Raw genomic sequence first — 12,679 nt, forward strand, 5'->3', positions numbered from 1 at the left:
CACCAATCGCAATGGACGAAGGTCTACGTTTCGCGATCCGTGAAGGTGGCCGTACAGTAGGTGCTGGTGTTGTTGCTAAGATCTTCGACTAATTCATAGCGAATTAGCGATGCTTTCGGAAAATCTTGAATTAGATTTGACGAACCAGTAGCAAAAAGGGCATCATTTGATGCCCTTTTTCTGCACTCAACATTATTTTTGCTGTTTTCTTGTTCAGAAGTGGGTTGGGCGCAGAGCAAGATTAAGCAAAGAGGCTTAATCTTAAGAAGAGTACGCTGATTTTTTCAGCGATATGGAGTTTGCCCTGCAACAGCGGGGTTGTTGTCGTCTATATTAAGACTTGTAACAGGTTGGTTTTATGAAAGCAAATAATGCTGAAACTCCTGATAGCTCAAACGCAGCAGATACGTTTAAGTGGGTAGCCGCTTTCGTATTGGCAGCTGCCGCTGTTGTGGGTAATTACCTGTATGGTGAAATGTCTGTAGTGGTTCGTGCTGCAGGCGTTGTTGTTCTTATTGCAGCTGCCTTAGGCGTTGCAGCAACAACGACTAAAGGTAAAGCAGCGATCAGTTTTGCAAAAGAATCTCGTATGGAAGTACGTAAAGTTGTTTGGCCTACTCGCCAAGAAACCATGCAAACAACACTGATCGTTTTAGCTGTAAGTATTGTAATGGCTCTAGTGCTATGGGGTATTGACGGAATTATGGTTCGTCTAGTAGCTCTAGCAACTGGGGTATAGAGGGTTTTTATTCATGAGTGAAGCTCCAAAAAAACGCTGGTATGTGGTTCAAGCCTTCTCTGGATTTGAAGGTCGTGTAGCTCAATCTCTGCGCGAGCATATCAAAATGCACGGCATGGAAGAGCTATTCGGTGAAGTACTGGTTCCTACTGAAGAAGTAGTGGAAATGCGCGCGGGTCAGCGTCGCAAATCTGAGCGTAAGTTCTTCCCAGGTTACGTCCTTGTTCAGATGATTATGAACGATGAATCATGGCACCTAGTACGCAGTGTGCCGCGTGTCATGGGCTTCATTGGTGGTACCTCAGACCGTCCGGCACCTATCACGGATAAAGAGGCTGACGCGATTCTTAATCGTCTTGAGAAAGCGAGTGAAGCGCCTCGTCCGCGTACAATGTACGAAGCGGGTGAAGTGGTACGTGTTAACGAAGGTCCATTTGCTGACTTCAACGGTACTGTTGAAGAAGTGGATTACGAGAAGAGCCGCCTGAAAGTGTCTGTATCGATCTTTGGTCGTGCGACACCAGTTGAGCTTGAATTTGGTCAGGTTGAAAAGCTGGACTAAGACTCTTCGTTAAAGAGTATAAAAAATCACCTTTTTAGGGTTGTATAAGGCGCGGATTATGACTATAATTTCGCGCCTTTTTACTTCAAGTGAAGTAAAAAGTTTCTTACACAAACGGGGAGCTGATCCGCGATTAGCGTTTGTACCCAAACTTAGGAATTATCATGGCTAAGAAAGTTGAAGCTTACATCAAGCTACAAGTTGCTGCTGGTATGGCTAACCCTAGTCCACCAGTAGGTCCTGCACTAGGTCAACACGGTGTGAACATCATGGAATTCTGTAAAGCGTTCAACGCAAAAACAGAATCTATTGAGAAAGGTCTACCAACTCCAGTAGTTATCACAGTATACAGCGACCGTTCTTTCACGTTCGTAACTAAGACTCCACCTGCTGCTGTTCTTCTTAAGAAAGCTGCTGGCGTTAAGTCTGGTTCAGGTCGTCCAAACACTGAAAAAGTTGGTACTGTAACTGACGCTCAAATCCAAGAAATCGCAGAAACTAAAGCTGCTGATATGACTGGTGCTGACATCGAAGCGATGAAGCGTTCTATCGCTGGTACTGCTCGTTCAATGGGCCTAGTGGTAGAGGGTTAATAAGATGGCAAAACTAACTAAGCGCATGCGCGTAATCCGCGAAAAAGTTGACGTAACTAAAGAATACGAAATCAACGAAGCTGTTGCTCTTCTTCAAGAACTAGCGACTGCTAAATTCGTTGAGTCTGTAGACGTTGCTGTTAACCTTGGCATTGATGCTCGTAAATCTGACCAGAACGTACGTGGTGCAACTGTACTACCTCACGGTACTGGCCGCGAAATCCGCGTTGCAGTGTTCACTCAAGGTGCTAACGCTGAAGCAGCTAAAGAAGCTGGCGCAGACATCGTAGGTATGGAAGATCTTGCTGAGCAAGTTAAGAAAGGCGAAATGAACTTTGACGTAGTTGTTGCTTCTCCAGATGCAATGCGCGTTGTAGGTCAACTAGGTACTATCCTAGGTCCTCGCGGTCTTATGCCAAACCCTAAAGTTGGTACTGTAACTCCTAACGTTGCTGAAGCAGTTAAAAACGCTAAAGCTGGTCAGGTTCGTTACCGTAACGACAAAAACGGCATCATCCACACTACTATCGGTAAAGCAAACTTCTCTGCTGAGCAGATCAAAGAGAACCTAGAAGCACTTCTAGTTGCTCTGAAGAAAGCTAAGCCATCTTCAGCGAAAGGTACTTTCCTGAAGAAAGTAAGCATCTCTACTACTATGGGTGCTGGTGTTGCTGTTGATCAGGCTAGCCTGAACACTCAAGCATAATTTATTTGCTTAGGCGCAAAATTAGTGTATAATTTTGCGCCTAATATTTGTGGTTGGGGCTGAACTTTGGTTCTTTGAACTGTCTCCTAGTTCGAAATGAATTAAGACCCAGTCTCCGTCCAAGACCGTAGGTGTTTGTGTAAAAGCAAACTTAATTATCCTACGTAGATGGTGCCCGAACTGACAGAAAGCTCTATGTAATATAGTTAACTTTCTTCTGGGGAAGCACCTCAATAGCTCTCACTGTCGTGATGATAGTGAGTGGTGTAACGACAACCAGGAGTAAATCCAAGATGGCTTTAAACCTTCAAGACAAAAAAGCAATTGTTGCTGAAGTCAACGAAGCTGCCAGTGGTGCACTTTCTGCAGTTGTAGCTGATTCTCGTGGCGTTCAAGTTGGCGCGATGACTTCTCTACGTAAACAAGCTCGTGAAGCTGGCGTTTACATGAGAGTTGTTCGTAACACTCTTGCTCGTCGTGCGGTTGAAGGTACTGAGTACGAGTGTCTAACTGACACTTTCACTGGTCCTACTCTAATCGCATTCTCTAATGAGCACCCAGGTGCTGCAGCGCGTCTTTTCAAAGACTTCGCTAAAGAGAACAAAGATTTCGAGATCAAAGCTGCTGCATTTGAAGGCGCTTTAACTGACGCTGAAGTACTAGCAACACTACCAACTTACGACGAAGCAATTGCACGCCTAATGATGTGCATGAAAGAAGCTTCGGCTGGCAAGCTGGCGCGTACTATCGCAGCTATCCGCGATCAAAAACAAGAAGCAGCGGCATAAGCCTTGCTTTTTACTGGTTGCTTAATAAACTTATTGTTGACTTAAAAGAGAATTGTTATGTCTATTACTAACGAGCAAATCCTAGACGCAGTTGCAGAAATGTCTGTAATGCAAGTTGTTGAACTAATCGAAGCAATGGAAGAGAAATTCGGTGTTTCTGCTGCTGCTGCTGTTGTAGCTGGCGGCGCTGCTGCAGGCGAAGCTGCTGCTGAGCAAACTGAATTCGACGTAATCCTAGAAGCTGCTGGCGGTAACAAAGTTGCTGTAATCAAAGCAGTACGTGGCGCAACTGGCCTAGGTCTTAAAGAAGCTAAAGCTCTAGTAGACGGCGCTCCAGCACCTCTTAAAGAAGGTGTTGAGAAAGCAGAAGCTGAAGCTCTTAAAGCTCAGCTAGAAGAAGCTGGTGCAACTGTTGCTGTTAAGTAATTATTGCATAGTTTCTTAGCCTAACGGCTAATTGGCTGGTGGTTTTTTAACCACCGGCCTTTTTGCGCTGTAGGGTATAGGCGAATTTTCCCGCTGTTTAAGCGCCTGATATCCATACAAAAAACATTTCATTCTTACGAAATGAAATGTCACTACAGTAAACAGCTATATTAGTCACTGTCCCTTACCCCCCTTAAGTAACTAGGAGCGGGCGGACAGTTTGGGTCACTTATCAGCGAGCTGAGGAACCCCATGGTTTACTCTTATACCGAGAAAAAGCGCATCCGTAAGGACTTTGGTACTCGTCCACAAGTTTTGGACATTCCATACCTGCTATCGATCCAGCTCGATTCGTTCGACAAATTTATCGAACAGGATCCTGAAGGTCAATACGGTCTTGAAGCCGCTTTCCGTTCTGTATTCCCGATTCAGAGCTACAACGGCAATTCTGAGCTGCAATACGTTAGCTACCGTCTTGGTGAGCCAGTTTTTGACGTTAAAGAATGTCAAATCCGCGGTGTAACTTACTCAAAGCCACTACGTGTAAAACTACGCCTAGTTATCTTTGATAAAGACGCGCCAGCAGGTACTGTAAAAGACATTAAAGAACAAGAAGTCTACATGGGTGAAATTCCACTCATGACAGACAATGGTACCTTCGTAATCAACGGTACCGAGAGGGTTATCGTATCCCAGCTGCACCGAAGCCCAGGCGTGTTCTTCGACAGCGATAAGGGTAAGACCCACTCTTCAGGTAAAGTTTTATACAACGCACGTGTTATTCCTTACCGTGGTTCATGGCTTGATTTCGAGTTTGATCCTAAGGATAACTTGTACGTTCGTATCGACCGCCGTCGTAAGCTACCAGCATCGATCATCCTTCGAGCACTAGGTAAGTCGACAGAAGAAATCCTAGATATCTTCTTCGAGAAAGTGAACTTCGAAGTGAAAGACCAAACTCTATTGATGGAGTTGGTTCCTGATCGTCTACGTGGTGAAACTGCGTCATTCGACATCGAAGCAAATGGTAAAGTTTACGTTGAGCAGGGTCGTCGCGTAACAGCTCGTCATATCCGCCAACTAGAAAAAGATGGCGTTGATCACATCGAAGTACCAGTTGAGTACATCGTTGGTAAAGTTGCATCTAAAGATTACATCAATGAAGCAACTGGCGAGATCATTGTTAACGCTAACCAGGAAATCAGCCTGGAAGCATTAGCGAACCTATCTCAGGCAGGCCACAAAGCGCTAGAAGTTCTATTTACGAACGATCTAGACCACGGTCCATTCATGTCAGAAACATTACGTATCGACAGCACGGTTGATCGTATTTCTGCATTGGTAGAAATCTACCGCATGATGCGCCCTGGTGAGCCGCCAACAAAAGAAGCTGCAGAAGCTCTATTCGAAAGCCTATTCTTCTCTGAAGAGCGTTACGATCTATCGACTGTTGGTCGTATGAAGTTCAACAGCTCTATCGGCCGTGAAGATGCTCAAGAGCAAGGCACACTTGATGAAACTGATATCATCGAAGTGATGAAGAAGCTGATCGCGATCCGTAACGGTAAGGGCGAAGTGGACGATATCGACCACCTAGGCAACCGTCGTATCCGTTCTGTAGGCGAAATGGCTGAGAACCAGTTCCGTGTAGGTCTAGTACGTGTTGAGCGTGCAGTTAAAGAGCGTCTAAGCCTAGGCGATCTTGACGCAATCATGCCTCAAGACTTGATCAACGCGAAGCCAATTTCTGCGGCAGTTAAAGAATTCTTTGGCTCTTCACAGCTTTCACAGTTCATGGACCAAAACAACCCGCTATCAGAAGTAACGCACAAGCGTCGTATTTCTGCGTTGGGTCCTGGCGGTCTAACTCGTGAACGTGCTGGCTTCGAAGTACGTGACGTACACGTAACTCACTACGGTCGTCTATGTCCTATCGAAACGCCTGAAGGTCCAAACATCGGTCTGATCAACTCTCTATCTGCGTTTGCGCGTTGTAACGAGTACGGTTTCCTAGAGACACCATACCGTCGCGTTGTAGATGGCGTAGTAACAGACGAAGTAGATTACCTATCTGCAATCGAAGAAGGCCAATTCGTTATCGCACAGGCGAACGCTAAGCTAAACGAAGATGGTACTTTTGCAGATGAGCTGATCACAGCTCGTCAGAAAGGTGAATCTGGTCTACACCCTCGTGAGCACGCTCAGTACATGGACGTTGCGACAAACCAGGTTGTATCTATCGCTGCATCGCTTATCCCGTTCCTAGAACACGATGATGCGAACCGTGCATTGATGGGTGCGAACATGCAACGTCAGGCAGTTCCAACACTGAAAGCTGACAAACCGCTTGTTGGTACTGGTATTGAACGTAACGTAGCAGTTGACTCAGGTGTAACTGCAGTTGCTAAACGTGGTGGTGTAATCCAGTCAGTAGATGCTTCTCGTATCGTTGTTAAAGTTAACGAAGAAGAGCTAGTACCAGGTGAAGCTGGTATCGACATCTACAACCTGACTAAATACACACGTTCTAACCAGAACACATGTATTAACCAGCGCCCATGTGTGATGCCAGGTGAGCCTGTATCACGCGGTGACGTTCTTGCTGATGGTCCTTCAACAGACCTTGGTGAACTAGCGCTTGGTCAAAACATGCGTATCGCGTTCATGCCTTGGAACGGTTACAACTTCGAAGACTCGATCTTAGTATCTGAGCGCGTAGTTCAAGAAGACCGTTTCACGACTATCCACATCCAAGAACTGACTTGTGTGGCGCGTGATACTAAGCTTGGTTCTGAAGAGATCACAGCGGATATTCCAAACGTAGGTGAGTCTGCTCTGTCTAAACTAGACGAGTCAGGTATCGTTTACATCGGTGCTGAAGTTAAGGGTGGCGACATCCTAGTTGGTAAAGTTACACCTAAAGGTGAAACTCAGCTAACGCCTGAAGAGAAGCTACTACGTGCAATCTTCGGTGAAAAAGCATCTGACGTTAAAGATACTTCACTACGTGTACCTAACTCTGTATCAGGTACGATCATCGACGTTCAAGTCTTTACTCGCGATGGCGTAGAGAAAGACAAGCGTGCGCTTGAAATCGAACAGATGCAGCTTAAAGAAGCGAAGAAAGACCTAACTGAAGAATTCCAGATTCTTGAGGGCGGCCTTCTAAACCGTGTTAAAGCTGTATTGATTGAAGGCGGTTACTCTGAAGCGAAACTAGACACAACTGATCGTAAGAAGTGGCTAGAACTAACGCTAGAAGATGACGCACTACAAACTCAGCTTGAGCAACTTGCTGAGCAGTGGGATGAGCTAAAAGCTGACTTCGATAAGAAGTTCGAAACTAAGCGTCGTAAGATCACTCAAGGTGATGATTTAGCACCTGGCGTCCTGAAGATCGTTAAGGTTTACCTAGCGGTTAAACGTCGCATTCAGCCTGGTGATAAGATGGCGGGTCGTCACGGTAACAAGGGTGTAATCTCTAAGATCAACCCTGTTGAAGACATGCCATACGATGAGAAAGGTCAGCCTGTAGACATCGTACTTAACCCACTGGGTGTACCTTCGCGTATGAACATCGGTCAGATCCTAGAAGTACACTTAGGTCTGGCAGCGAAAGGTATCGGTGACAAGATCAACCAGATGGTTAAAGAGCAGCAAGAACTAGCGAAATTCCGCGAGTTCCTACAAAAAGTTTACGATCTAGGCGACACTCGCCAGAAAGTAGACATTGCTTCTCTATCTGATGATGAAGTACGTACTCTGATCAAGAACTTGCGTGGCGGTCTACCAATCGCGACTCCTGTATTTGATGGCGCTCCAGAAGAGTCAATCAAAGCACTTCTTGAGCTAGCAGATCTACCAACATCAGGTCAGTTAACACTGTTTGATGGTCGCACAGGTGATGCGTTTGAGCGTCCTGTAACTGTTGGTTACATGTACATGCTGAAACTGAACCACCTTGTTGATGACAAGATGCACGCTCGTTCAACTGGTTCGTACAGCCTAGTAACTCAGCAGCCACTAGGTGGTAAAGCTCAGTTCGGTGGTCAGCGTTTCGGTGAGATGGAAGTATGGGCACTAGAAGCATACGGTGCTGCTTACACGCTACAAGAAATGCTAACGGTTAAGTCGGATGACGTTAACGGCCGTACTAAGATGTACAAGAACATCGTAGACGGTAACCACAGCATGGAACCTGGCATGCCAGAATCGTTCAACGTACTGTTGAAAGAGATCCGCTCGCTAGGTATCAACATCGAGCTAGAAGACGAAGAGTAATCCTTTTCTCTCTTGATGAAAGTCGAGAGAATCAAAGCGATTATTTGGAAGAAGGTGCTCACTTTAGCAAGTGAGCTCCTTTTAACTCCTTACAGGAGCTGATTGTGAAAGACTTATTAAACTTTCTAAAAGCACAGCATAAGACCGAAGAATTTGATGCAATCAAAATCGGTCTATCTTCACCAGACATGATCCGTTCATGGTCTTTCGGTGAAGTTAAAAAACCTGAAACGATCAACTATCGTACGTTCAAACCTGAACGCGATGGTCTGTTCTGTGCGCGTATCTTTGGTCCAGTTAAAGACTACGAATGTCTTTGTGGTAAGTACAAGCGCCTGAAGCACCGTGGTGTTATCTGTGAGAAGTGTGGTGTAGAAGTTACACAAACTAAAGTTCGTCGTGACCGTATGGGCCACATTGAACTGGCTTCACCAGTAGCTCACATCTGGTTCCTAAAATCGCTACCGTCTCGTATCGGTCTACTAATGGATATCCCTCTACGTGATATCGAACGCGTTCTGTACTTCGAAATGTACGTAGTAACAGAGCCTGGTATGACTGATCTAGAAAAAGGTCAGATGCTTACTGAAGAAGAGTATCTAGATCGTCTAGAAGAGTGGGGCGACGAGTTCACTGCTAAGATGGGTGCGGAAGCTATCAAGGACCTACTAGGTTCTATGGATATGCACGCTGAAGCAGAACAAATGCGTGAAGAGTTAGAGACAACAAACTCTGAAACTAAGCGTAAGAAAGTAACTAAGCGTCTTAAGCTGGTAGAAGCGTTCATCGCATCGGGTAACAACCCTGAGTGGATGATCCTAACTGTACTTCCAGTACTTCCGCCAGATCTACGTCCTCTAGTACCTCTAGATGGCGGTCGCTTTGCGACTTCTGATCTTAACGATCTATACCGTCGTGTGATCAACCGTAACAACCGTTTGAAGCGTCTTCTAGAGCTAGCTGCTCCGGACATCATCGTACGTAACGAAAAACGTATGCTGCAAGAGTCTGTTGATGCGCTACTAGATAACGGTCGTCGTGGTCGTGCGATCACAGGTTCTAACAAGCGTCCTCTGAAATCTCTTGCTGATATGATCAAGGGTAAACAAGGTCGTTTCCGTCAGAACCTTCTAGGTAAACGTGTAGACTACTCTGGCCGTTCTGTAATCACAGTAGGTCCATACCTTCGTCTACACCAGTGTGGTCTTCCTAAGAAGATGGCACTTGAGCTATTCAAACCATTCATCTACAGCAAGCTAGAGACTCGTGGTCTTGCGACTACAATCAAAGCTGCTAAGAAAATGGTAGAGCGTGAAGAAGCGGTCGTTTGGGATATCCTAGACGAAGTAATCCGTGAACACCCAGTACTATTGAACCGTGCACCGACACTTCACCGTCTAGGTATCCAGGCGTTCGAACCAGTACTGATCGAAGGTAAAGCGATTCAGCTACACCCACTTGTTTGTGCAGCGTACAACGCGGACTTCGATGGTGACCAAATGGCGGTTCACGTACCTCTAACTCTAGAGGCACAGCTTGAAGCTCGTACTCTGATGATGTCGACAAACAACATTCTGTCGCCAGCGTCAGGTGATCCGATCATCGTACCTTCTCAGGACGTTGTATTGGGTCTGTACTACATGACTCGTGAAAAGATCAACGTGAAAGGTGAAGGCATGTACCTTTCTGGCCCAGAAGAGGCTGAGAAAGCATACCGCACTAAACAAGCTGAGCTTCACGCACGCGTTAAAGTACGTATTACAGAAACTGTTGTAGACGAAGATGGCAACAGCACTACAGAAACCAAGATGGTAGACACCACTGTTGGTCGTGCAATGCTATGGCAAATCGTGCCAGCTGGTCTACCGTACAGCATCGTTAACCAAAAGCTAGGTAAGAAGCAAATCTCTAACCTACTTAACGAGGCGTACCGTAAACTAGGTCTGAAAGACACAGTAATCTTCGCTGACCAAATCATGTACACAGGTTTCGCATACGCGGCACTTTCTGGTGTATCTGTTGGTATCGACGATATGGTTGTACCTGCAGCTAAGTACACTGAAATCGCAGAAGCGGAAGAAGAAGTACGTGAAATCCAGGAACAGTACCAATCAGGTCTTGTTACTGCGGGCGAACGCTACAACAAAGTTATCGATATCTGGGCATCGACCAACGACCGTGTTGCGAAAGCAATGATGGAAAACCTTTCATCTGAAACGGTAGTTAACCGTGACGGTGAAGAGGAACAGCAAGAGTCATTCAACAGCATCTATATGATGGCGGACTCGGGCGCTCGTGGTTCTGCAGCACAGATTCGTCAGCTTGCGGGTATGCGTGGTCTGATGGCGCGTCCAGATGGTTCAATCATCGAAACACCGATCACAGCGAACTTTAAAGAAGGTCTAAACGTACTTCAGTACTTTATCTCAACGCACGGTGCTCGTAAGGGTCTTGCGGATACGGCACTGAAAACAGCGAACTCGGGTTACCTAACTCGTCGTCTAGTAGACGTTGCTCAAGACGTTGTTGTAACTGAACATGACTGTGGCACTCACGAAGGTGTCGACATGATGCCTCACATCGAGGGTGGTGATGTTAAAGTTGCACTTTCTGAGCTTGCTCTTGGTCGTGTTGTTGCTGAAGACGTACTAAAACCTGGCACTGAAGACGTTCTTATTCCACGTAACACCCTGATCGATGAGAAGTGGTGTCAAATCATGGAAGAGAACTCAGTAGACAGCATGAAAGTGCGCTCTGTAGTAACGTGTGATTCTGACTTCGGTTGTTGTGCACAATGTTATGGTCGTGACCTAGCACGTGGTCACCTAGTGAACCAAGGTGAAGCAGTGGGTGTTATTGCTGCTCAGTCTATCGGTGAGCCAGGTACACAGCTAACGATGCGTACGTTCCACATCGGTGGTGCGGCATCGACAGCAGCGGCAGAGAACAGTGTTCAAGTTAAGAACAACGGTTCTATCAAGCTACACAACGCTAAATCTGTATTGGCTGATGACGGTAAGATCGTTATCACTTCTCGTGCGACAGAGTTAACTATCGTTGATGAGTTTGGTCGTACTAAAGAGAAGCACAAACTGCCTTACGGTACGCTACTAAGCAAAGGCGATGGTGATACAGTTCAAGCTGGCGAAACAGTTGCAAACTGGGAAGCGCACACACTACCTATCATTACTGAGGTAGCAGGTCGCATCCAGTTCGTAGATATGATCGACGGCGTAACAGTATCTCGTCAAACTGATGACCTAACTGGTCTATCTTCAAGCGAAGTAACTGACCCAGCAGCTCGCCCTTCAGCAGGTAAAGATATGCGTCCAGCTATCAAACTTGTTGACGAGCAAGGTAACGATGTAATGATCCCTGGTACTGATATGCCAGCTCACTACTTCCTACCTGGTAAAGCGATTGTGAACATCGAAGATGGCGCAGCAGTAGGTGTTGGTGCAACACTAGCACGTATTCCTCAGAAGTCTGGCGGTAACAAAGATATCACCGGTGGTCTTCCACGAGTTGCTGACCTATTTGAAGCACGTAAGCCGAAAGAGCCTGCAATCCTTGCTGAGCACACAGGTACTGTGAGCTTTGGTAAAGAGACTAAAGGTAAACGTCGCCTAGTGATCACACGTGAAAGCGGTGAAGCTTACGAAGAGATGATTCCTAAGCATCGTCAGTTGAACGTATTCGAAGGTGAAAAAGTTGAACGTGGTGACGTGATCGCAGATGGTCCAGAGTCTCCACATGACATCCTACGTCTACGTGGTGTACACGCGGTAACGCAGTACATTGCTAACGAAGTACAGGAAGTTTACCGTCTACAAGGCGTTAAGATTAACGATAAGCACATTGAAACTATCGTTCGTCAGATGCTGCGTAAGTGTACTATTACTCACTCTGGTGACTCTGAGTTCCTACCTGGTGAACAGATTGAGTACTCACAAGTTAAGATTGCTAACCGTAACCTAGAAGCTGAAGGCAAAGAGCCTGCACGTTTCGAACGTGAACTACTAGGTATTACTAAAGCATCTCTAGCGACTGAGTCGTTCATCTCTGCGGCATCGTTCCAGGAGACAACTCGCGTACTAACAGAAGCTGCGGTTTCTGGTAAGCGTGATGACCTACGTGGTCTGAAAGAGAACGTAATTGTTGGTCGTCTGATCCCAGCTGGTACTGGTTTCGCATACCACCAAGAGCGTCAAGCTAAACGTTCTGAAGCGCAAGATGGTCCTTCTGCTGAGCAAGCAACGGATAACCTAGCGGCACTTCTAAACGCTGGTTTCTCTTCTGAAGAGTAAGTCATATAACGAGTAATCGTTAAAAGCTTAAGAAAAAGGCACCTTCGGGTGCCTTTTTAGTTTTTATACTACTTTGTTCTTCCGGTGGGATTTTCGATAAAGCTAGAAACAAAAAAGACCGACGATGATCGTCAGTCTTTTCTCTCACTCTATTTCTAAATGTTTGCAAATACTAAGCCCCAGGTGGCATAGACAGGCTTTCTGCGATTTGCTGTATCAGATAGTCCTCGACTTCAAAGCGAGTCTCAAGAATTTCCCCAATGAGACACATATCAGA

The 12,679-nt window shown here is 46.0% G+C and carries 8 protein-coding genes and 1 pseudogene; all 9 read left to right on the forward strand.

Features of this window, described 5'->3' with window-relative positions:
• A pseudogene (locus IQR33_RS01790) lies at positions 1-92 on the forward strand (elongation factor Tu); the annotation flags it as partial.
• 266 nt (positions 93-358) lie between these two features.
• Positions 359-739: a preprotein translocase subunit SecE gene (gene secE / locus IQR33_RS01795; protein ID WP_005384680.1), complete on the forward strand. Its 381-nt coding sequence runs from the start codon at positions 359-361 to the stop codon at positions 737-739.
• A 13-nt stretch (positions 740-752) separates the two neighbouring features.
• The gene (gene nusG, locus IQR33_RS01800) at positions 753-1,301 is read left to right on the forward strand and encodes a transcription termination/antitermination protein NusG (RefSeq protein ID WP_005384681.1); all 549 of its coding nucleotides are present in this window, start codon (positions 753-755) and stop codon (positions 1,299-1,301) included.
• A 164-nt stretch (positions 1,302-1,465) separates the two neighbouring features.
• Positions 1,466-1,894, forward strand: coding sequence for a 50S ribosomal protein L11 (gene rplK / locus IQR33_RS01805; RefSeq protein ID WP_005384682.1), 429 nt, complete (start codon positions 1,466-1,468; stop codon positions 1,892-1,894).
• A 4-nt stretch (positions 1,895-1,898) separates the two neighbouring features.
• Positions 1,899-2,600 (forward strand): 50S ribosomal protein L1, encoded by a 702-nt coding sequence (gene rplA / locus IQR33_RS01810; protein ID WP_005384683.1) that lies wholly within the window; start codon positions 1,899-1,901, stop codon positions 2,598-2,600.
• Between the two features lie 293 nt (positions 2,601-2,893).
• Positions 2,894-3,388: a 50S ribosomal protein L10 gene (gene rplJ, locus IQR33_RS01815; protein WP_005382538.1), complete on the forward strand. Its 495-nt coding sequence runs from the start codon at positions 2,894-2,896 to the stop codon at positions 3,386-3,388.
• A gap of 57 nt (positions 3,389-3,445) precedes the next feature.
• Complete coding sequence (gene rplL, locus IQR33_RS01820) at positions 3,446-3,814, forward strand: 50S ribosomal protein L7/L12 (protein WP_005382540.1); 369 nt, start codon at positions 3,446-3,448, stop codon at positions 3,812-3,814.
• Between the two features lie 252 nt (positions 3,815-4,066).
• On the forward strand, positions 4,067-8,095 hold the full coding sequence (gene rpoB / locus IQR33_RS01825; protein ID WP_005384685.1) for a DNA-directed RNA polymerase subunit beta: 4,029 nt from the start codon (positions 4,067-4,069) through the stop codon (positions 8,093-8,095).
• Positions 8,096-8,199: 104 nt separating this feature from the next.
• Complete coding sequence (rpoC, locus tag IQR33_RS01830) at positions 8,200-12,402, forward strand: DNA-directed RNA polymerase subunit beta' (protein ID WP_005382514.1); 4,203 nt, start codon at positions 8,200-8,202, stop codon at positions 12,400-12,402.
• Positions 12,403-12,679: the final 277 nt, after the last annotated feature.

Origin of the sequence: Vibrio sp. OPT46, from assembly GCF_015163535.1 — a bacterium.
Classification (GTDB): Bacteria; Pseudomonadota; Gammaproteobacteria; order Enterobacterales; family Vibrionaceae; genus Vibrio; species Vibrio alginolyticus.

Bases quoted from the DNA above. Each gene is read 5' to 3' on its own strand.
- secE (WP_005384680.1), top strand. From the start codon at position 359: ATGAAAGCAAATAATGCTGAAACTCCTGATAGCTCAAACGCAGCAGAT.
- nusG (WP_005384681.1), top strand. From the start codon at position 753: ATGAGTGAAGCTCCAAAAAAACGCTGGTATGTGGTTCAAGCCTTCTCT.
- rplK (WP_005384682.1), top strand. From the start codon at position 1,466: ATGGCTAAGAAAGTTGAAGCTTACATCAAGCTACAAGTTGCTGCTGGT.
- rplA (WP_005384683.1), top strand. From the start codon at position 1,899: ATGGCAAAACTAACTAAGCGCATGCGCGTAATCCGCGAAAAAGTTGAC.
- rplJ (WP_005382538.1), top strand. From the start codon at position 2,894: ATGGCTTTAAACCTTCAAGACAAAAAAGCAATTGTTGCTGAAGTCAAC.
- rplL (WP_005382540.1), top strand. From the start codon at position 3,446: ATGTCTATTACTAACGAGCAAATCCTAGACGCAGTTGCAGAAATGTCT.
- rpoB (WP_005384685.1), top strand. From the start codon at position 4,067: ATGGTTTACTCTTATACCGAGAAAAAGCGCATCCGTAAGGACTTTGGT.